Source organism: Paenibacillus sp. FSL H8-0280, from assembly GCF_045040665.1.
GTDB classification, from domain to species: domain Bacteria; phylum Bacillota; class Bacilli; order Paenibacillales; family Paenibacillaceae; genus Paenibacillus; species Paenibacillus xylanexedens_A.
In genome coordinates, this window is the sequence record NZ_CP150296.1 from 1629596 (window position 1) to 1651509 (window position 21914).

Genomic DNA, 21914 nt, shown 5'->3' on the forward strand with positions numbered 1-21914 from the left:
CCATATTTTGATGAAGGAAGTGCTGGTTGTATGAATAATGAACAGGTGTTGGAGCATTTAATAAGTAAGATTACTGCTCCTGATCAGGAAGTCGCGGCAGAAACCTCTGGACATGTGGATTCGTTGACAAAGCCGCCGGGGAGTCTGGGCAAATTGGAAGAGCTGGTGATCCGTTTGGCAGGCATGACGGGCAATGCACGCCCGCGTTTTGAACACAGAGCGGTCATTGTCATGGCCGCAGATCACGGCGTAGTGGAAGAAGGCATCAGTGCCTTTCCTGCTGAAGTGACTCCGCAGATGGTCCTGAATTTCCTCGCTGGGGGCGCAGCCGTGAATGTGCTTGCACGTCACGCCGGAGCTGATGTGATCTGTGTGGATATCGGGGTGAATGCCGATCTTGAACATCCGGACCTGCTCTCCCGCAAAATTCGCAAAGGCACGGCCAACATGGCCCGAGGGGCAGCGATGACCCGGGATGAGGCAGTTCGGGCTATCCTTGCAGGAGCCGAAGTTGTATCGGCAGAGGTGGCGAAGGGAACACAGCTGTTTGTCACCGGGGAGATGGGAATTGGCAACACAACTGCAAGTGCTGCGGTAATGAGCGCGTTAACCGGAGTTGCACCAGCTGCCGCTGTGGGGAGAGGTACAGGGATTGATGATGCAGGCTTGCAGCGCAAGGCTGCTGTAGTCAGCCAGGCGCTTAGTGTAAACGCACCGAACCCGGATGATGCACTGGATGTTCTGTGCAAGGTGGGTGGACTGGAGATTGCTGGACTCACGGGGGTTATCCTCGCAGCAGCTGCTCATCGGTGTCCGGTCGTTGTAGACGGGTTCATCTCTACCGCGGCAGCGCTGGTTGCAAGACAACTTGCACCTCTGAGTACGGCTTATATGATCGCTTCTCATACTTCACATGAAAATGGGCATGGAGCGCTGCTGCGTGAACTGGACCTGAAATCGATGCTGGATCTGGACATGCGTCTGGGTGAAGGCACAGGCGGTGTGCTTAGTCTTCATCTGATTGACGCAGCATGTCTCATTCTGAACGAGATGGCAACCTTTGCAAGCGCGGGTGTCTCGGACGGGGCAAGCCATGCTTCGGACTCTGCTGCGTCGGTTGATTCATCCCTGCAAGGAGAGAGTTCCCGATGAGCGTACTGGTGACAGGCGGCGCACGCAGTGGCAAAAGCTCCTTTGCCGAGCGTCTCTGCATGCAGCGTTCCTCGGAGGCCTGGTATGTGGCGACAGCTCAGGCCTACGATGATGAAATGCGTGAGCGTATCGCCATGCATCAGCATCAGCGCGAGGCATCGGGGTATCTGTGGCATACAACGGAAGAGCCGATACATCTGCCTGCTTTGATAAGCCGCATGGGTGAAGGGCATACAGGGACTTCTGCACCCACCATTCTGGTGGATTGCCTGACGCTGTGGCTGACAAATGTTCTGTTAGCGCATGAGCATGACGAGAAGCAGGTGTTACAGGGACATTTGGACGCGCTAGTTGAAGCGATTCGCACCTATCCCGGTTTACTTGTTCTGGTTACGAATGAAGTAGGGGACGGGATCGTACCGGAATATGCCCTTGGCAGGAAATATCGGGATTTGGCCGGTGTACTGAATCAGCGCATTGCGGCGATATGCGGTGAAGTGTTTCTGGTGACCGTAGGCATTGCGATTGAACTAAAAAGCAAGGAGTACCGCTTATGAAGGATGGCACGCCTGCTCCTCAGCGTAAACATGCGGCGGCAGCCGCTTTTCAATTTTTGTCCCGTTTCCCTGTCAAAATGCAAATCGATTTTGTCCCGCCGTTGCTGCGGGAAAGTGTAGTCTTTTATCCGCTGGTCGGTGCTGCAATCGGCCTGTGCGTCTGGCTCATGGGAGCCTTAAGCGGTGCAGTGCTTCCCGCCTTCCCGGCAGCCGTCCTGACCTTGACGTTATGGGTATGGCTCACCGGAGGACTCCATCTTGACGGATGGATGGATACGGCGGATGGTTTGCTCAGTTATCGTACCCGTGAGCGGATGCTGGAGATTATGAAGGACAGTCGTGTCGGGGCAATGGGCGTGATCGCCTGCGTGTTGCTTCTGATGATGAAGGCTGCGCTGATCGCCGATTTTATTGCCCGGGGCCACTGGATGTACGGTGCGCTACTAATCCTGCCCATGATCTGGAGCCGCTGGTTCATGGTGTATGCGATGTCGGCCTGGCCGAATGCGCGCGAAGATGATGGACTTGCCGTATTGTTTAAAGGTCTGGGTGAGCGGAAGGAGGTCCAGCGTGCAAGCAGTTCAGCTGTAGGCCTAACCTTGGTCGCAGGGGCACTTACGTTTGCCGCGGTGTGGCTTTTCAAACCGGATATGGGGATTGCGGATGCGATGGTGAGTGGGCTGGGAACACTGCCATGGTGGCTATACCCGGTGACGGCAGTTATTATACTGCCTGTGGCGTGTTATTATATCGGCCGATTCGTGGCTGCCCGGATCAGTGAACGGCTCGGCGGTTTAACCGGGGATACGTATGGTGCCATGAATGAGCTGCTGGAGGCGGCTTTGTTGACCGTGCTGAGCGTGCTTCAAGGACTGTTCTGGCTGTAACTTTTGAAGTAAGAAGCAGTATAGAAAGTGTTACGCATGAGGTTGGGAGCAAGGTGATCTGGATATAACACGGAGACAGGGGGAGAGAGCGTGGAAGATAGGCCATCACAACCAGCGGCGATACTGATGCTGCAAGGAACGGCTTCCGATGTAGGCAAAAGTGTTATCACAACGGCATTGTGCCGGATTTTTAAGCAGGATGGCTTCAAGCCAGCCCCGTTTAAATCACAGAACATGGCACTGAATTCCTATGTGACGGAAGATGGCAAGGAGATTGGTCGGGCTCAGGGAGCACAGGCCGAGGCCTGCGGTATTGAGGCGACAACCGATATGAATCCAATCCTGATCAAGCCGGTGCGGGACATGCATTCGCAGATCGTGGTACATGGTGTACCTTTTGCCCAGATGAGTGCATCAGATTATCGGCAGAAGTTCCTGCCTGAAGCAAAGCAGACGGTGATGGATGCGTTGAATCGGCTACGGGATACCTATGATATTGTGCTGATGGAAGGAGCGGGCAGTCCGGCCGAGATCAATCTGAAGGACCGGGATATCGTCAACATGAATCTGGCAGGCTGGGCCGATGCGCCGGTGATTCTGATCTCCGATATTGATCGGGGCGGAGTGTTTGCTTCCATTGTAGGTACGCTGGAGCTGCTGGAACCCCATGAGGTGGCGCGAGTCAAAGGGTTCATTATCAACAAGTTCCGCGGTGATCTGTCCCTGTTGCAGCCGGGACTCGACTGGCTCGAAGAACGGACAGGCATTCCAGTATTAGGGGTATTGCCTTACATAAGAGATATTCAGATTGAAGCAGAGGATTCAGTGGTGCTGGACTCCATGCGTCATGGGAAATCCGGTAAAACCGAGCTGGATCTGGCGGTGATCCGATATCCGCGAATTTCCAACTTTACAGACTTTGACGCACTTTCCCGTGAACCGGATGTGAATGTGCGTTACGTGACCTCGCCAGAGGAATTGGGAAGTCCTGATGCTATTCTTCTACCGGGTACGAAGGATACCATAGGTGACCTGGCATATCTGCGTGAGTCTGGGCTGGAGCAGGCGATTGCCAGCCAGACCGAGCGTGAGCATGTTCAGCTCGTAGGAATATGTGGCGGGTACCAGATGCTGGGACGTCATCTGAAGGACCCCTTTGCTGTGGAGGCGAATCAGATTCAGGAAGCGAAAGGGCTTGGCTGGCTCCCGCTATCAACAACGTTTCTTCAGGAAAAGCAGACCGTCAGAGCTTCCGGACGGGTGCAGCCTAATCACCCGATTCGTCTGTATGGTGAGCGAGATGTAGCAGATGCTGCATTACCTGTTAATGGATATGAGATCCATATGGGTGTTACAGAGTGCCACGAGCCTGAACGTGTAACCGCACTATTTGAAATATCCCATCCAGGTGGCCAACCTTTCCAAGAAGGCTGGGGCTCAGTAGATGGCAGCGTGTGGGGAACCTACCTGCATGGTTTGTTTGAAAGTGATCAATTCCGACGTTCGTGGCTGAATGCCTTGCGTGAAGGAAAGGGACTGGCTCCACTTCAGGAGACATATAGTGCGCATGAACGTAAGGAGATGGAGTTCGATCGGGTAGCCGAATCGTTGCGTTTGGCATTGGATATGAAACGTGTGTACGAGATTATGGGTGTTCAGGCACCCAAGTGAAACAACAATACCCCCATGCCCGACAAACCGTTCTCTAGAAACGGAATGTTAGCGGCATGGGGGTATTGTATATCCTATGATTAAATGAGGTTTAAAACAGGTGATGATAGGTTAATGGTTAACCTGTTAGTTTATTTTGAAATTCTTCATAGCGGATTGCAGCTCTACAGCTTGTTCATGCAGATGACGAACTGTATTCGAATGTGAATCCATCTCGCTGAGCTGAAGATCTGCTGTTGAAGCAATCTGTAGCATACTTTCACGGGATTTGGTCGTAATCTGTGCCGTTTCTTCAACGGACGCACTCACTTCTTCAGCACCAGCAGATACTTGTTGTGTAGAAGCAGAGACGGTCTGAATGGTCAGATTCACGTTCTGGATCAATTCATTCAGCTGCTGGAAGGCTGAGCCTGCTTGTTGAACAACAGTTGTACCTGAACCAATCTCCTGGGTTACACGGTTCATGGCGTCAACGGAACGTTCAGCGTCTTCACGAATGGTACCCAGATAATCCGAAATTTCTTCGGTGGCTGTCTTGGATTGCTCGGCAAGTTTGCGAACTTCTCCAGCAACAACAGCGAATCCGCGGCCATGTTCTCCGGCACGTGCTGCTTCAATGGAGGCGTTGAGTGACAGCATGTTAATCTGTTTGGTGATTTCAAAAATGGAAGCAACAATGGTGCCGATAGCTACCGAACGTTCATTCATAGTTTCGACATAACGCAACGATTCGCTTGCTGTCTGGCCTACACGCTCCATCTGCTCAATGGCATTCTGAGCCAGTCGGTTACCGTTAACTGCCTCGTTGGCTGCTTCACCAATCTGGTCAGATACTTCAGCGGAAGAAGAAGCAATATGCATGATACCTTGCGTAATTTCTTCCATAGCTCTCGCGTTCTCGGATGCGCTTGAGGCAATGCTGATGCTTCCTTTTTCTGCATCTTCTGCGGAGCGGCTGGAGTTTCGAACCATACCAGACATCGATTCAACTCGCTGAAGCAGGTCATTGGAACCTGACACAACTTCATTGGATGTAGACAAGGCACGGCTAATCATTTCTTTCAGGTTATGCGTCATCGTCTGGAAGCTTGCGGCAAGCTGGGCAATTTCATCTTTACCTTTGATCTCTAGCTCAGCGGTCAGGTCGCCTTGGGAAATTTGTTTACTATGTTGGACAAGCTTGATGATCGGTTTGGTCACTCTTTTGATCATACTAGTGGAGATAAGCCACCCGAGCACAAACACTAATGCTGTAATCCCAAGACATAACCAGAAAATCTGGGTAATCTTGTCTTGAATGAACTGGGCATCCATGCTCACAGCCATAATCATGTTACTTCCTGCAATGGGGATAAAGGCTGCTTTATGTACACCAAAGGAATCGGAGTAGACCTCACTGATTACCATTTCTTTGTTCTCAATAGCTGCATTCATTGCGGGTTCTACACTGATCTCATCCTGCGCTTTCATGCCTGAGGAAGAGTTGGCAACAACCACTTTGGCGGTGCCATCTTGAATAGCAACAACGTAAGCAGCATCCAGATTATGTTCTTTTGCTTTATCTGCCAGATACGATTCCACGGTCATGGCAGCACCTTCAGAACCGGCTCCGCCACTCTGTACCTGTAGGATTTTGGATGCTGAAGTATTCTTGTATATATCCTGAATGGACGTGTTTAGGACTTTGTCAAACTGCGGCAGCACGTAGCTTTGAATAATATTCATCGAAACGGCGTAAAAACTAATACTGAACAACAGGGAAGCAACCAGCAGAACGAGGAACAAAGTGCCTCTGATTTTACCGGCAACGGTGCGATTACGAAACATATGATCATCCTTTCACGTCAAGTTCATTAACATTGTCGCTTTTCCGTAATCCTAAGACCTATCTACCAATGAAGAAAGACCTAAATTATACGTTGAGAAAACTTGGGAATAAGCGGATATACCTATATTACAAAATTAACCGGAGGTTGAATAGAACAATTTTCACGATTTGGTGTATTTTTTTCAGAAATACATGAATCTGTTACATGCATATTACATAATATCAATTAATACCTACCAGAATAGTTTGTTATATGGTATATTGTAAAATGTCTTTGTTGGAAGTACAAAAGATAGAAGAGAAAACCGGATATGTTCCGGTTACACACATGCCTGAGGAGGATTTAAAGAAATGGATACTTTTCTAGTCATATTGAATGTAGTGGTTATGCTTGCCTTACTTGGCATCCTCTACTGGATGCAGAAAAAGCATATCTCCTTTACGAAACGCGTATTTGCGGGTCTGGGACTGGGGGTTGTTTACGGGGTTATTCTCCAATTGGTGTACACATCAGGTTCTGATGTAGTTACGAAATCAGTCGATTGGTTCAATCTGGTCGGTTCAGGATATGTTCGTTTGTTGCAAATGGTCGTGATCCCATTGATCATGGTGTCCATCATCTCGGCCATTATGAATCTGAAGGGCAAACAAAATCTCGGCAAGATGAGTGTTTCCATTATTGCCATTCTGTTGATCACGACAGCGATTGCCGCAGGGGTCAGCATTGTGACCAGTCTGGGCTTCAACCTGACTTCCATTGAGATTCAAGGAGGAGACCGGGAGAATGCGCAGATTCAGAAGGTGGAGGAACGGCTTGTTGATGTGAAGGATCAGACCATCCCGCAGCAAGTGCTGGAATTCATTCCTTCGAATCCATTTGCAGATATGACAGGAGAACGTCGTACATCCACACTGGCGGTGGTTATCTTCTCCGCGTTTATCGGTGTAGCCGTACTTGGACTGGATCGCAAAAAACCTCAGCAGGCGGAGACGTTCCGCGGTATGGTTAATGCGGTGTATGCGGTGGTTATGCGAATTGTTACACTGGTGCTGAGGCTTACGCCTTACGGGATTCTAGCACTGATTACAAAGGTGACGGCGACAACCAATGCGGAAGAGATATTAAAGCTCATCAAATTCGTGATTGCGTCTTATATCGCGCTGGCGATCATGTTTATTATTCATCTGATCATTATCTCTCTGTCCGGCTTCAACCCGGTTACGTATTTGAAGAAGGTGTTGCCAACACTGGTATTTGCCTTTACGTCCCGTTCAAGTGCAGCGGCGATCCCGCTGAATGTGGAGACACAGACGAAGAAACTCGGTGTATCGGACGGCATTGCGAACCTGTCTGCAAGCTTTGGGGCTACGATTGGGCAAAACGGCTGCGCCGGGATCTATCCGGCCATGCTGGCGGTAATGATTGCTCCGACGGTCGGCATCGACCCGCTGAGCTGGGACTTCATTGTGACTTTGATCCTCGTAGTCATGATCAGTTCGTTTGGTGTGGCTGGCGTTGGCGGCGGGGCAACCTTCGCTTCCCTGATCGTATTGTCCACCATGAATCTGCCTGTGGCTCTGGTTGGACTACTCATTTCCGTGGAGCCGCTGATCGACATGGGTCGTACAGCGCTTAACGTGAACGGGTCGATGACATCAGGACTCGTAACGAGCAGAATTTTGAAGGAAAACGATCGGGACACGTTTAACGATCAGAGTCGTGAGCTGGATTCTGCGGCTCAGGCTTAATACAGAATGGATTAGATAGAAGCTCACATTAAGATAGCTAGAGCCGTCTACAAGCCAAGTGAGAAAAGCCGTCCTTCGGAGGAATCCGGAGGGCGGTTTTTTGTGGCAATCAAATTATACTTTACACGGTGTGTGAAGCAGTCTTCTTTTTCGATACATGGTGCAAGGCAAGGAGATACAAAAACAGTCGTATGGTCGAGAGGACATGGGAGGAATATAGCAGGGATCGTATTCACTCAGGCACACTTGGAGTTATTTAGTTCTGTTCATGGGACGAGAAATGTGATAGAGTATTCATGTTTTGGCCCTGAGCCAAACCGCGGTTCGTAACCATCCCGCGTAATCAAAACTAGGAAGGCAGTGTATGTATTTATGTTTAACTTAGGGTGGGGAGCAGTTTTTGTTCTCGTAACTTATGGATTTTTCCTGTTGTGTTACCGCTTGTTCGGTAAAAAAGGTCTCTATGCCTGGATTGGTGTGGCTACGGTTATAGCCAACATTCAGGTGACCAAAACGATAGATATCATGGGAATCGTGCTGACGCTTGGTAACACGATGTATGTCAGCATGTACCTGACCAGTGACCTTCTTAATGAGAAATATGGACCAGGTGAGGCACGCAAAGCCGTATGGTTTGGATTCTTCACGCTCATCATGACGACGGTTCTGATGCAGATGGTGTTGTTTTTTGACCCCGCACCAACGGACTTTGCACAGGAATCCATGGCGAAGTTGTTCGGTCTGCTGCCACGTTTGGCACTCGGAAGTCTGACAGCGTACTTTATCAGTCAGTTCCTGGATGTTCGATTGTACTCATGGTTACGCAAGGTGGCCCCAGGGCGCAATCAGTTGTGGATTCGCACCAACGGTAGTTCGATCATCAGTTCATTTGTGGATACATTGGTGTTCTGCACGATCGCGTTTGCATTCATCTATCCTTGGGATGTTTGGCTGGAAATCTTCCTGACGACGTATATTATCAAATTTGTATTAACTGCGGTTGGAACGCCGTTTCTGTATGCGGCACGTAGCTTTAAGTTTAAGGATGAAGCTTAGACAGTATTCAAAGAGTATCACTTAAAAAAAACCTCTGCGCAGTCAATTGTAATTCGGACTCTGCAAGGTTTTTTTTCATAGAAAAGACCCGAAACAAGAAAAATCCTTTTTACATTTTTATGAAAAAGTTATAATATAAACGACCTGTCGTTATAAGCGTGTATCATTAGGAAAGATGATTTTCATACAAAGGGGAATCGCACATGTACTCTACACTGCGTTATACACTGGAAAGCAATGGCACAACCTACGAGAATGATAGCATTAATGCCTCGTTATTGGTGGAGTTGATCTCCAATCTGGAATTGCAGGAATTCGTAGTACTTGTACCTTCCGAGCTGGTGGAGGGAAGTATGTATATGCAGGCTGCTGCGCTTGAGGAACCGGGGCAAATGGTGGCGGAGATTCGTTTGCAGGAAGGCGAGGGCGGTTTCCGACATTACAGCTGCAGAACAACAGATACGACTGGGATTATTCAATGGTTTCTGGATTACTGGGGGAAGCAACAGCTGCCACAGCTGGAGTCTTGGCAGGACATCACGCATGAGTTTGACTAATGGTAAATGAGTGAGCAGGAATAAGATTACGTAGAATGCAGACGGAGTAATTTAGGATATGCTTTGTATTAATTAAAATCCCGCAACCCATGATATTCATGGATTTGCGGGATTTTTGCGTTCGCGTGTGTACTTTATATTATTGAAGATACAGTTCAGCACAGTTTTGTGCAGTTTAGTTCATGATGCATAATATCGGCTGAGCATTGATGTATATGGGCTGTTTTTGACATAGATCCAATTGGATTAGTCGGTAAGGATTTGCAGTTCTTTTGGATATGTCGTCAGAACTTCCACACCCGTCTCGGTCACAATTACATCATCTTCGATACGGACGCCGCCTGCTGCGGTATAGATGCCCGGTTCAATCGTGAATACGGTACCTTCATTCAGAATGTCCATATTCTCTCCATGGAGAGAAGGATACTCATGTACGTCGATACCCAATCCATGGCCTACTCTATGCATAAAACGCTCGCCATATCCTGCTTCTTCCGTGACCTGGCGTGCTGCACGATCCACTTCGGCGCAGGTGATGCCTGGTTTCACGATTTGGATAGCAGCCTCGTTCGCTGCGAGCACAGTGTTATAGATGGTTTTGAGTTCAGGGGAGATGTCACCAAAGGCGAATGTCCGTGTGATATCCGAGGCATATCCCCCAGCATACACACCCATGTCAAACATCAACAGGTCACCATGTTGCAGTTTCCGTTCACCCGGTGTACCGTGTGGCAGACCTGTTTTGGGTCCCGTGAGCACCATGGTATCAAAGGAAGGACCATCGGCACCCAGCTTTTTCATCTGATACTCCATCTCGGCGACAAGTTCAATCTCGGTTACACCTGTGCGAACATGAGAGAGGCCTTGACGCAATGTTTCTTCGATCAGATGAATGGCGTGGCGAATGCGGGCTACCTCATCAGGTGTTTTTTTCACACGTAATGTGCGAAGCAGGGGGCCAACATCTTCAAAGCTGGCAGCACCGAGAGCGGCGGTCAGTTGTTCATAACGTGCGACCGTCACGTATTCTTTCTCGAGACCTACTCGGCCGAAGCGCCCCTGATAACGATCAAACAAAGCGTACGGATTATCCGTATCCGTGTGCGTGGCAATGTTGGATACCGAGGAAGCAGCTGCGGCAGCTTCAGCATCGAGCGCAGGTACAATCAACAGGGGCTCTTCGCCACGTGCGAGAACCAGACCTAGGAAGCGTTCATGCGGATTGCTCGCAAATCCAGTTAAATAGTAGATATGTTTCGGATCTGTGATCAGCATGGCGTCCAATCCTTGCCCGGACAGATCGGCTTCAAGACGAGATAAAGGGTTTTGATTCATAAGTGTAGTTGTCCACCTTTCCATTCATACTATTCTTCTATTATAAAAGATTATGATGGAATTCCAAACCGCAGTGATTTCATATCCTCGGAATCCTTTGAATTCTCGGTTTAAGCGGCTGATATGAAGGGTAATACAGGGCGAAACCGCTTTACAGATGAATAATAACACCACAACTATAGCGAACAATACATTAACAATACGTTGAAGCTTAAACTTATTTATTTTATACAAAAGAACGATATACGAAGGGAGATGTAATCATGAATAATCGAGTAACCGTTCCGCTGTATGCTTCATTATTAAGTGTGGCACTGTTAACAGCGTCATGTTCTTCAGGTGAACCCTCAACGGGAGGGGGAGGGCAAACGTCTCAGGGGCAGGGAACTGGTCAGGGACAGACAGCCAATGGAGGTAATACCGGTGCAAGTGGAAATGAGAGTGGAGCGCAGGGAGAGACGGTTATTCCGTATCAGGCATCTGTTCTGGTTGAAGGATTGAATGCACCATGGGAGATTGTGAGTGTGCCTGATGGTCGGATGTTTGTAACGGAACGCCCTGGTGCGATTCGGGTCATTGAGGATGGAAAACTAGCCCCTGAACCACTGATTGAATTCTCAGCCCCGTTTAATGAAGAAGGTGAGGGAGGTCTGTTGGGTCTTGCAGCTGATCCGGACTTCGAGGATAACGGTTATCTGTATGCGTACCACTCCTACCTAGAAGGCGACGATATTGCGAATCGGGTGTTACGCCTCAAGGTGAATGATGGCAAAGCCGTCATAGATCAAGAGTTGCTTGGTAACATTCCAGGCGGAACAAATCATAATGGTGGGCGAATCAAAATTGGCTCGGACAAGTTGCTCTATATCACGACAGGTGAGCGTTATGAACCGGAACTGTCACAGAACGAAGATAGCCTTGGAGGTAAAATATTGCGGATAGGTCTCGACGGATCGATCCCGGCAGACAACCCATGGCCGAATTCACCTGTATACAGTATGGGACACCGCAACGCACAGGGACTGGCATGGAATCCGGAAAACGGTTACCTCTATTCCACGGAGCATGGTCAGCGTAATCATGATGAGATCAACCGGATTGTGGCCGGGGAGAATTATGGCTGGCCCGAGGTAGAAGGAGACGACGATGACAATGGCGCATATCAGGCTCCGCTTGTACATAGTGGGAACGATACATGGGCGCCGTCTGGTGTAGCTTTTGTAGAAGAAGGACCTTGGGCCGGCTCGCTGATTGCTGCGAATCTGCGTGGAGAGCAGCTGCTGAAGGTCACTCTTTCGGAAGATGGCACACAGGTGGAGAAGGTGGAACCCATCTTCGAAGATGAGTGGGGTCGAATTCGTAATGTGAGTGCTGGCGAGGACGGCAAGTTGTACGTGCTTACGAACAATCGGGATGGACGAGGATCGCCACGTGATGGAGATGACAAGCTGATTGTACTAACTCCGGAGAGCTGAGTCGGGGTCAATGGAGATAAAGTCAGTGTTGCAGGACAGCGTCGCACCGAATTGGTCTCGCCGTAAGGTAGCGAATGGAGTGAGTTTAAAACGAACGGTTGCCGCTTATCTTGAACCAAAGCCCTGACTGAAGTGCCCTGAATCTGAATCGATCTAAATAAAATTTTTCTAACGAACATGACGCACCTTAAATAGAGGTTTGGTGGCGGTCGTAGAATTTAACGAACCTCAGCCGCGCTAAATCGACAACATTCACTTGAAACCTGCTGAAAAACCAACGAAATGAGTAAATAAGGTGTCTGGAGTTCGTTAGAAAAACTTGATACTCAAAATACTGCGTATAGGGTGTCTGAGATTCGTTACAAAACAACTATAGCGTTTAGACTGTGCCCAATTCATTAGAGGCGGACCTGAGTCAATAAGTAGACACTTACGTTACGGATTTTCCGGTGAATTGATTTGCCAAACGGGCAGGGGAAAGATACTGTGCACATGCCGTGGTGCAATATAAGATACTGCGTGCATTTCTGTATGAATAGTGTGCGCAATAGGTGCTACCGTACGGTCAACACCAGTGCAGTAGAGTAGTAGAAGTGAGTGGTTAATTAATTAAAGGAGCTGTCCCTGTCAAGTTCATGACATTGGGACAGCTCCTTGATTGTAATGTATGTGTCATCCTAATCTTGAATGAGCTACAACGCACAATGCCGCACGAAGAGCAACAGCGTTAATAGGATGCTTGTGTCATTCAAAAGCACTCACAAGTCCGCGTTCTTTACTTACTCTGCGCTCTCCGCAAGTGTGGCAATGCGCTGAGTCGGATCATTCGTGTACTCTCCACCGTGATAACAGAGAACCTTATTGAGCTTAAGGTTGGTCAGTTTCTTCAGGCTTCGCAGCGCTTCAGGCATGTCCGGTGTCGCTTGTGGTGCAGGGCCAACCAGTTCATCATCGACCACACGAAGTTCATCGGCAGCGAGCAGGAACTGTTGCTCTCCGAAATACAGGCAGATATGACCTGGCGTATGTCCCGGTGTATGAATGATCTGTGTACCACCTTGAAGGGGTAACAAGTCTCCGTCCGCCAGAGTTTTACTAATGTTCACTTCAGGCAGCTGCAAGAGCAGTTGGTCTGCCAGTGCCAAAACGGGCGCGGGCAGCAGAGCACGACGTTCGGGCGTGAATTTGATCAAGGGCTTCTCACCGGTTAGATATGGAATCTCATCGGCATGTGCCCAGATTTCCAGATCGGGAATAGCATCAAGCAGAGCGCCCAGATTACCGATATGATCGATGTCCTGATGGGTAATAATCACACGTTTGACGTCCGAGAGCTGTACGCCCTCTTGTTCCAATGCAGATTGGAGTTCGGCAAATTGTCCAATCATGCCTGTATCCACCAAGGTAACGCCATCTACATCACGAAGCATGACGGGGAATATGGGGCTGTTCCCGGAAGGTGTGGGAATCTGAAGATTTAGCACAGTAATCGAAGTTGTTGGATGGCTCATGGTTATCCGGACCGTAGTCCGGTACACCTCCTTTTCTTTTTTAGCAATGATTGTTGTTATTCAGGGCGATTATATTTTAAGTGTTTTCTATATTTTTTTACCGTATGGAGCAGCGCTTCGAACGTTTCTTCTTCATTACTGCCATCCTTAACGATGGTGACAAACGAGAAGTTATCATGAACAAGTTTGTTCCTCGTCTGAAACACCAGGCTAAGGGCTTCAGCGAAGTGTTCTTTTTCGGATTCCAGAGCAATGAACTCTTTACTCAGTTCGGCCTGAATAATCTCCATATTGGAGCGTGCACGGTAGGCAGGAGTTTTCATCAGCTGGGTCGAATTAAACTTTTTCTGATATACGTCTTTGTACAGTTGATGTAACATTTGTTCAGTAATGGCGCATAGTTCGATGACCAGTGAAGCATATCTTCGGTTTTTGCGTTTTCGGGTGAGCTCACGTGTTTCTTCTTTGTCCAAAATACCGTATTTTTCATACAGCGTAGAATCAACGTTCTGCAAGATTTCCTGATATTCCTGTTCGAGTAGTGCGATTTCAAGTTTGGCTTGTTTTTTAACTTTTTTAAAATCTTCTTTGGTCAGCATACTTGTCCTCCCATGGAAACCGAGATGTGATCCTATCATTATCTCATATTGTCCGTCGTTGCGCCTCTAATTTCGGAACCTCAGGTTCAGAAGGGAAGTACCTCATGTCCAATCAGACAGCAATTGTAACAGGAGCTAACTCAGGTATGGGGTTGGCAACCACCATTGAACTTGCAAGACAAGGATATCACGTAATCATGGCATGCCGCAGTGAGAAGCGCGGACAGGAGGCTCTTAAGGAAGCTGTGCGTCAGTCCGGTTCTTCTGCGATTGAATTGATGCTGTGTGACCTGGGTTCACTCGAAAGTATACGCCAGTTTGCCCGCGCATTCCACGAGCGTCATGATCGCCTTGACGTTCTGGTTAATAATGCGGGGGTAGTGATGGTCAAGCGGAAGGAAACCTCAGACGGGTTCGAACAAAGTATCGGTATTAACCATCTGGGGCATTTCCTGCTGACCTTACTTTTGATAGAGCCTCTGAAAGCCGCAAAGCAGGGACGGGTTGTGAACGTTTCGTCAGGTGCATACAAGGCCGGCAAAATTCACTTCGAAGATCCACATCTGCACAAAGGTTATAATCCGATCAAAAGCTATGCTCAATCCAAATTGGCTAACGTGCTGTTCACTCGTGCGCTGGCTCGCAAACTGTCAGGTACGTCTGTGACGGTGAATTGTCTACACCCTGGTGCGGTGGGAACGAGTATTGGCGTAGATCGCAATACCGGATTTGGCACACGTATTATGGCTTTTGCAGGTAAACTTCCATTTTTTCTGTCCCCTGAAGAAGGGGCGCGAACGGCTGTTTATCTGGCCACAAGTCCTGAAGTCGTCGGCATCACCGGGCGTTACTTCTATCAACAGAAAGAGCAGCAGCTGAAGAAACATGCCGTTGATGATGCTTCAGCTGAGCGTTTCTGGACATGGAGCGAAGAACAGGTGGGGATAAAGGCTGACGAGAAGTTGTGATGCGGATGTGGTTCAGACTTTTGCCTTCACAGCTTGTTGTATCATTTCAATAACAGCTTCAATACGTTGGATGCCTTGATCTCCCTGACCGTATGCACGGACAGAGGCGGATGAGGCATTTTTCTCATTCTCACCAAGCACGAGCGAATAAGGCACTTTTTCCATCTGGGCTTCACGGATTTTGTACCCGAGCTTCTCGCTACGCAGATCTGTTTCTACCCGAATGCCCGCAGCCCGGAGTTGGCTCTGTACTTGCAGCGCATAGTCAGCATAATGATCTGACACAGGTAGGAGCTTCACTTGTACAGGTGCAAGCCAGAGTGGGAACGCTCCTGCATAGTGCTCAGTCAGGATGCCGATGAAACGATCGATCGAACCATAGATGGCACGGTGGATCACGACCGGACGGTGTTTCAGGCTATCCTCGCCAATGTAAGTGAGATCGAACTTCTCCGGCATTTGAAAATCAAGCTGGATTGTTCCGCACTGCCAGCTGCGCTTCAGCGCATCGAGGATATGAAAGTCAATTTTCGGTCCATAAAAGGCACCGTCCCCTTCGTTAATGCGATACTCCACGCCCCGACGATCTAGTACATTTTGCAATGCTCTTTCGGCTTGATCCCACAGCTCTTCCGATCCCATGGAATCTTCCGGGCGAGTGGACAATTCAATCTTATATTCGAATCCAAAGATATCGTACATACGTCCGATCAGTGAGATCGCCTGATTAATCTCGTCCTCGATTTGCTCTGGCATGACGTAGAGATGAGCATCATCCTGGCAGAATGTCCGCACACGCATCATGCCGTTCAGGGCACCTGAGAATTCATGACGGTGAACCTGACCAAATTCCATCATGCGAATGGGCAATTCGCGGTAGGAATGAAGTGTGTTTTTGAAGATCAGCATGTGCCCAGGACAGTTCATCGGTTTCAGTGCAAAAGTGGCATCGTCTACTTCAGAGAAATACATGTTGTCCTTGTAATGCTCCCAGTGACCGGATTGCTCCCACAGACGATTGTTCATCATGAGAGGAGTCCGAACTTCCTGATACCCTTCCTGCAATTGCAACTCACGGGAGAACTGCTCCAGTTCAGTGCGAACAGTCATACCTTTGGGCAGATAGAAGGGCATGCCGGGCGCTTCTTCGGAGAACATGAACAGTTCAAGCTCTTTGCCAAGTTTACGATGATCCCGTTTCTTTGCTTCTTCGAGCATGTGCAGATGTTCATCCAGTTGGGCGTTGTTCGGGAAAGCAGTGCCGTAAATGCGTTGCAGCATCTTATTATCCGAGTTACCCCGCCAGTACGCACCAGCGACATTTAATAACTTGAACGCTTTGATTCGACCAGTGGATGGGAGATGGGGACCACGACACAGATCGAAGAACTCACCTTGATCATAGATCGAAAGTTCGGCATCCTCTGGCAGATCCTGAATGAGTTCAAGCTTGTAGGGGTCCTGGATTTCTCCGAAGATACGGAGGGCTTCCTCCCGGTTAACGACCCGGCGACTGATCTTATGATTCTCCTGAATGATTTTGTTCATTTCCCGCTCGATGGCAGCCAGATCGCTAATGGACAAGGCATGCTCCAGATCAACATCGTAATAGAATCCATCTTCAATGACTGGGCCGATACCCAGTTTCACTTGTTCTGCACCGTAGATGCGTTTGAGCGCCTGTGCGAGCACATGTGCTGCGCTGTGACGATAACGATACAGACCTTCCGCACTGTCCAAAGTAACGATAACAAGTTCGCAATCTTGCTTGAGCACCCAATCGAGATCGACATTTTGACCATCTACAATACCGCCAATAGCCTGTTTTCCCAGGCTTGTGCTGATAGATGAGGCAACCGCACCTACAGTGATACCTGCTTCGTAAGAACGTACCGCGCCACCTTGCAGACGGACCTCAATGGAATGACTGGATGGTTGAAGATCATTTGCTTGATTGTTTATTTCGTTACCTGATTTGTTGCTTGCTGAGTTACTGTTTTCTTGTTTGCTCATGTGAACCACTCTCCATTTCTTAAAATGAAAGCGCAAAAAACACCCGTCCCGGAAAAGGGACGAGTGCGCTTGGCTCGTGGTTCCACCCTAATTTGGTTATGGTGCACCCTGCTCTCGGCCAGCCGCCGGAACAGGAAACATCATAACCCTCATTGGAATCCGTTATCGGGGATCAGGCGGTGAACTCTACTGGCAACAAGCCGAACACCCGGAGGAGGTCCGAAATGCTGAGGTTCGAGGTCACGGCTGCAGAGGGGTAATTCCGGTCCGTTCGCTGAAGAAGGTTTCACCAATCCCCTCTCTCTCTGGGCAGCACGCAAACGAAATCATGTCTCTGGTCATCGCCAAATATGTTAGATCAACTCATTAAAGTTATCCTGAAATGTGTTGCATTCAATATCAATATATTGGAACAGGTGTTATTGAGTGTCGATTATATAGACTGAAAATGGAAAGGTCAAGCGGAACATTTTAATTGGTTTCGGACGGCCCATCCCATATTAAGCGAATGATCGTTCCTTCACCAGGGGTGGACTGTACCTCAATACGACCATTCATGGCTTCGATCAAACCTTTGGTTACCGCCATGCCCAGCCCTGATCCAACGTCCGATGTACCTGTATCTGTACCGCGATAGTATCGTTCAAATAACTTCCATACCGTCTCGGGGTCCATGCCTCGTCCATTATCGGCAAACTGAATGCTGAATTCATCTGCCTGCTTACCAGAATGCACACTGACAACCAGGATGGACTCGGGCGGATTATGAAGAAGGGCATTGGCGGTCAGATTATCCACAATTCGTTCAAACGACGGAATATGGACAAGTCCATACACAGGCACTTCAGAAGGTTGGAATACGATGCGACCTTCCCCATATGCCGGATTCCGTTCAGCGCGTTGGATCAGATCACGGAGCAACGTATTTACGTCAGTCTCTTCCACCACAGGTTGATATCCTCCACTGCGTAATCGATAGGTCATGGCAAGGTCGTTGACAAGTCTGTCCATATACATGGACTTATCGAGCATTATACCTGCGAATTCCCTGACTTCTTCCGCGGTCCAGCTATACTTATCTGCCTCAAGCATATGAGCATATCCCTGAATGGAGGAGAGGGGGGTCTTCAGATCATGTGTTATGCCAGCAATCCACTCCTCCCGCAAAGAATCCGTCTGTTTCCGAAGTTCTTCATCTTGCTTCAATGTGTGAGACAGGGCCTGCATGGAGCGAAGCACTTCAGCATACACGTTGTATTTTCGCTTCCACTTTCCGTTACGACGCTGACTGCGAGGCACCCCAAAGGCTCCGGTAGGTTCCTCGTAATGTCCTCGTTCCAGACGCTGTAACCATTGGAGCATATGCAGCATGGGTGAACCGAATCGGTTGGCATACCAGAAGGCAAGCAAAATGAGCAGAATGATGATGGACACGATCAATACAACCAATGCCGGTTCCAGAATAAAATTGTAGGGGTTTTGGTTTCCGGTCGCCAATGGATCGCTAGGTATGCTAATCAGCCAGGTAGTTTCATTCTGTTCGTCGTACCACGTGGCAACAGACATACCTGATCGACTCGGATAGCGAATTTGCAGAACCAGTTCCTGAATGGTGTATTCGCTTGGTACGCCCATGGCCGGTTTGTTAAAGGAGGAGAGTTCGCTTCCTGACGCGTCCAATACTTGAAGATAAGCATTAGCGGCACGAAGCGCCTCCTGTTGGTCGGGCTGAAGATCAAGCTTCCCGTTGGTGAAAGCAAGATCTGAACGAATGTTATTCATTAAGGACTTGGCCGGGTTACTCTCGCCATATAACAAGGTGAAGTCCTTCCCGTTTTTCTCCCGGATCAGCATGACAATCTGATAAGGAAACGGCTTCTGGCTTTCCCAGTATGCAATCAATTCCCCCGGTTTATAGTGAGTAGGAACATCAGCAGGTGTGTGATATTCATCAATGGCGTAACCTTGTTCATCGAGAACCTGGAGCCAGCCTTGATTTTTATCCACTTGTTTCAGCAATTCGGGGTCATATCGGATCGTATTATCTGGCAGAATCTCGGCTGTATTAATCAATTGGTCCAGACCATTAACAGCAAAATCATCCACCAGATTCACTTCATTTATCTTTTGCACAACCCAGTAGGTGGCTACAGACCCAAGCAGGATGATAAGAACGACTGCACCGGCAAGCATCCCGATAAACCGGGTCATTAACCTGCGACGAATACTCATGGGCGTGACACATGTTCAGGCTGAATCAGTTTGTACCCCAGACCCCGGACGTTCACGAGAAACACCGGATTGGAAGGATCGGCTTCAATGCGCTCCCGAATGCGGTGAATATGAACCATCACGGTATTGTCATCACTAATGGCTTCAGAGCCCCAGACACGTTCATATAGATCTGATTTGGTGAAGATTCGATTGGGATGTTTGCAGAAAAAGAGTAACAGTTGAAACACAAGTGCCGGACAGGATACGGACTCACCTTCAACCCGAAGTTCACCAGCCCACTCCAGCACTTGAAACCGTCCAAAGTCGTACACGCCTTCCGATGTGCTGAGAGATGACGTATTTACGTTAGATGGGACGTGATCCGAGATTGCTGCGGTTTTAGAAGGTAAATAACGCTTCAGTAATGATTTAATTCGAGCAACGACTTCCAGAGGATTAAAGGGTTTGGCAACATAATCGTCGCCACCAACGGCGAATCCGGTTAATTTGTCATAATCGGTTGTTTTGGCCGTCAGAAACAGGATGGGCGCATCAGTGACCTGTCGTAGAAAAGGACAGATTTCCAGTCCGCTTTTGCCAGGAAGCATGATGTCGAGCACGATGCAATGATACGTCTTGTTGTTGCATGCCTCAATGGCAGCTTCGCCTGTTGTAACGGTATCAATATCGAGAAACTGCTCTTTGAGCAGAACGGTTTTGAGCATATGCAGAATAGCCTGTTCATCATCCACAAGCAGTAATGAGACGTTATCCATAGTTTAAAAATGACCTCCTGATCCTTCCGTTGTGCGTATTGCTAATCATACCATCCAAGAAGGCTGTATAGCGTATGAGCTATCTTAACGGAATCTTAATTATACAGCCTCAAAAGGCGTTGCAAGTTTAACTACATGTAAGATGGGGTTAGACGAAGGATAAGACTCATTCTGTACACTTAACTGGAAAGTATAACGATTAGGGCGTGTCTAAAAACTCCGAAGGAAGCAGATTTTGCCGAATTTTCGTTCCAAGCAAGGAAGTTTTCCGCAGGCGTGCCGGGGCACGTCAAGGGAAATTGACGCAGCAGGGGGCGAAAAGGCGGTAAAAGATGCACTTCAGCGAGTTTTGAGACACGTCCTAACTGAAGGGATGTTGAGAATGAACAGAGAAGGTCATCTGAAATCAGAACAAAATACACATTCAAAATTACAGAATAAAAAGGGCTGGAAGGTGCTTGCGATTACCCTTGGAGCTTGCGTAATACTGTCTGCTTGCGGCAACAGTAACTCCATTACTTCCGACCAGGCGGAGCAGCAGTCAGCCGAACAGGCGTCCAATAATGAAGCGAGCGAGAACTCCAATCAGGAGCAGAACTCAAGTTCAGAGGTGAGCGCGGTGGTTACACCGGACAATTTCATAGATACGTTGATGAACGGTTCAAAGGATGCAATCTATAATCAGTTCTCTCCGGAATTAAAGGGGACGTTAACACTTGAACAGTTCAAAACGACCGCTGATCCTTTTCTGGAGGGTGTTGAATCATGGGAGCAAGTGGTAGACGCCAAAATGAATCAAATATCTGAGGTGGCCTGGAAGGATCAGACTGGGACCAAAGGGATTCGAGCCTATTTTTCCGAAGAAAATCAAATTGAAGGTCTCTCGATCCAACCACTGCAAGCTCATGAGGACACGGATGCCAAATTCACCAAAACGGAATTTCAATTGCCGATGAAGGGGGAATGGTACGTATTTTGGGGAGGCAATGATGCCTTGTCAAACTATCATTATGAGCACGAAACGCAGCGGTATGCGCTAGATATCGTTCGGACCAAAGAACAATCCAGTTATCAAGGTGATGCAACGTCAAACGAAAGCTATTATGCTTTTGGTGAACCGCTTTATGCTGCTGCGGACGGAACCGTCGTCGAAATCAAGAATGATATTCCGGACAATGTACCGGGTGTCATGAATCCGGAAGAGCCGGCGGGTAACTATGTGGTTATCGATCATGGAAATGGTGAATACAGCATCACAGGACACATCAAGGAAGGCAGTGTTTCGGTCAAAAAAGGAGATAAGCTCAAGCAGGGAGACCCTATAGGTGAGCTTGGTAATTCGGGTAACTCCAGTGAAGCTCATCTGCATTTTCAGGTATCGGACGGCCCGGATCTGTTCACATCTCGCTCAATCAACATTCGCTGGGCAGACCAGAGCCAGCAGTTCACTCGTGGGAACACAATACAGGGACTTCCAGAGTAATGATGGAGTAATTCTCTGTCAGAATGTTAGAGGTGACGAAAACTTCTCTTCTCCGTTATAATATCCTCTATGATAATAGAACG

At 48.5% G+C, this 21914-nt stretch carries 17 protein-coding genes; 10 read left to right on the forward strand and 7 right to left on the reverse strand.

Features of this window, described 5'->3' with window-relative positions:
• Positions 1–30 precede the first annotated feature (30 nt).
• The 4 genes from cobT to MHI12_RS07235 all read left to right on the forward strand — a co-directional run bounded on the left by cobT (position 31) and on the right by MHI12_RS07235 (position 4267).
• Positions 31–1152, forward strand: coding sequence for a nicotinate-nucleotide--dimethylbenzimidazole phosphoribosyltransferase (gene cobT, locus MHI12_RS07220; protein WP_340909195.1), 1122 nt, complete (start codon positions 31–33; stop codon positions 1150–1152).
• Complete coding sequence (gene cobU, locus MHI12_RS07225; RefSeq protein WP_036610730.1) at positions 1149–1709, forward strand: bifunctional adenosylcobinamide kinase/adenosylcobinamide-phosphate guanylyltransferase; 561 nt, start codon at positions 1149–1151, stop codon at positions 1707–1709. Before cobT ends, cobU begins: the two co-directional genes overlap by 4 nt.
• Positions 1706–2596: an adenosylcobinamide-GDP ribazoletransferase gene (gene cobS / locus MHI12_RS07230; RefSeq protein WP_405171968.1), complete on the forward strand. Its 891-nt coding sequence runs from the start codon at positions 1706–1708 to the stop codon at positions 2594–2596. Before cobU ends, cobS begins: the two co-directional genes overlap by 4 nt.
• A gap of 126 nt (positions 2597–2722) precedes the next feature.
• Positions 2723–4267 (forward strand): cobyric acid synthase, encoded by a 1545-nt coding sequence (locus tag MHI12_RS07235; protein WP_405172951.1) that lies wholly within the window; start codon positions 2723–2725, stop codon positions 4265–4267.
• A 126-nt stretch (positions 4268–4393) separates the two neighbouring features.
• On the opposite strand, the gene MHI12_RS07240 is transcribed toward MHI12_RS07235, so the two are convergent.
• Positions 4394–6094 (reverse strand): methyl-accepting chemotaxis protein, encoded by a 1701-nt coding sequence (locus MHI12_RS07240; RefSeq protein WP_100527909.1) that lies wholly within the window; start codon positions 6092–6094, stop codon positions 4394–4396.
• Between the two features lie 352 nt (positions 6095–6446).
• Between MHI12_RS07240 and MHI12_RS07245 the strand changes: the two genes are divergently transcribed.
• From MHI12_RS07245 to MHI12_RS07255, 3 genes are all read left to right on the forward strand, one after another.
• A complete protein-coding gene (locus MHI12_RS07245; protein WP_091033512.1) occupies positions 6447–7844 on the forward strand; it encodes an L-cystine transporter in 1398 nt (465 codons plus the stop codon).
• Between the two features lie 372 nt (positions 7845–8216).
• Entirely contained in the window at positions 8217–8900 is a 684-nt protein-coding gene (locus tag MHI12_RS07250) for a queuosine precursor transporter (RefSeq protein WP_017689950.1), read from the forward strand.
• 203 nt (positions 8901–9103) lie between these two features.
• The gene (locus tag MHI12_RS07255) at positions 9104–9457 is read left to right on the forward strand and encodes a hypothetical protein (RefSeq protein WP_341010032.1); all 354 of its coding nucleotides are present in this window, start codon (positions 9104–9106) and stop codon (positions 9455–9457) included.
• Between the two features lie 246 nt (positions 9458–9703).
• Here MHI12_RS07255 and MHI12_RS07260 read toward each other — a convergent pair whose 3' ends face one another.
• Positions 9704–10792, reverse strand: coding sequence for a M24 family metallopeptidase (locus MHI12_RS07260; RefSeq protein ID WP_405171969.1), 1089 nt, complete (start codon positions 10790–10792; stop codon positions 9704–9706).
• A gap of 263 nt (positions 10793–11055) precedes the next feature.
• On the opposite strand from MHI12_RS07260, the gene MHI12_RS07265 reads away from it, so the two are divergent.
• Positions 11056–12267, forward strand: coding sequence for a PQQ-dependent sugar dehydrogenase (locus MHI12_RS07265; RefSeq protein WP_405171970.1), 1212 nt, complete (start codon positions 11056–11058; stop codon positions 12265–12267).
• Positions 12268–13046: 779 nt separating this feature from the next.
• Here the strand turns inward: MHI12_RS07265 and MHI12_RS07270 are convergent.
• Both MHI12_RS07270 and MHI12_RS07275 read right to left on the reverse strand, forming a co-directional pair.
• On the reverse strand, positions 13047–13778 hold the full coding sequence (locus tag MHI12_RS07270) for an MBL fold metallo-hydrolase (protein ID WP_405171971.1): 732 nt from the start codon (positions 13776–13778) through the stop codon (positions 13047–13049).
• Between the two features lie 56 nt (positions 13779–13834).
• Positions 13835–14377 carry a hypothetical protein gene (locus MHI12_RS07275; protein WP_405171972.1) on the reverse strand — a complete coding sequence of 181 codons (543 nt, stop codon included), beginning with the start codon at positions 14375–14377 and terminating at the stop codon, positions 13835–13837.
• Positions 14378–14481: 104 nt separating this feature from the next.
• Between MHI12_RS07275 and MHI12_RS07280 the strand changes: the two genes are divergently transcribed.
• Positions 14482–15345 (forward strand): SDR family oxidoreductase, encoded by an 864-nt coding sequence (locus MHI12_RS07280; protein WP_405171973.1) that lies wholly within the window; start codon positions 14482–14484, stop codon positions 15343–15345.
• A 12-nt stretch (positions 15346–15357) separates the two neighbouring features.
• Here the strand turns inward: MHI12_RS07280 and thrS are convergent, their stop codons facing one another.
• The 3 genes from thrS to MHI12_RS07295 all read right to left on the reverse strand — a co-directional run bounded on the left by thrS (position 15358) and on the right by MHI12_RS07295 (position 20348).
• Entirely contained in the window at positions 15358–17358 is a 2001-nt protein-coding gene (gene thrS / locus MHI12_RS07285; protein ID WP_405171974.1) for a threonine--tRNA ligase, read from the reverse strand.
• Between the two features lie 471 nt (positions 17359–17829).
• Complete coding sequence (locus tag MHI12_RS07290; protein WP_341010021.1) at positions 17830–19590, reverse strand: HAMP domain-containing sensor histidine kinase; 1761 nt, start codon at positions 19588–19590, stop codon at positions 17830–17832.
• Complete coding sequence (locus tag MHI12_RS07295) at positions 19587–20348, reverse strand: response regulator transcription factor (RefSeq protein ID WP_341010020.1); 762 nt, start codon at positions 20346–20348, stop codon at positions 19587–19589. Before MHI12_RS07295 ends, MHI12_RS07290 begins: the two co-directional genes overlap by 4 nt.
• 382 nt (positions 20349–20730) lie before the next feature.
• On the opposite strand from MHI12_RS07295, the gene MHI12_RS07300 reads away from it, so the two are divergent.
• Entirely contained in the window at positions 20731–21831 is a 1101-nt protein-coding gene (locus MHI12_RS07300; RefSeq protein WP_405171975.1) for a M23 family metallopeptidase, read from the forward strand.
• The last annotated feature ends 83 nt before the right edge of the window (positions 21832–21914 follow it).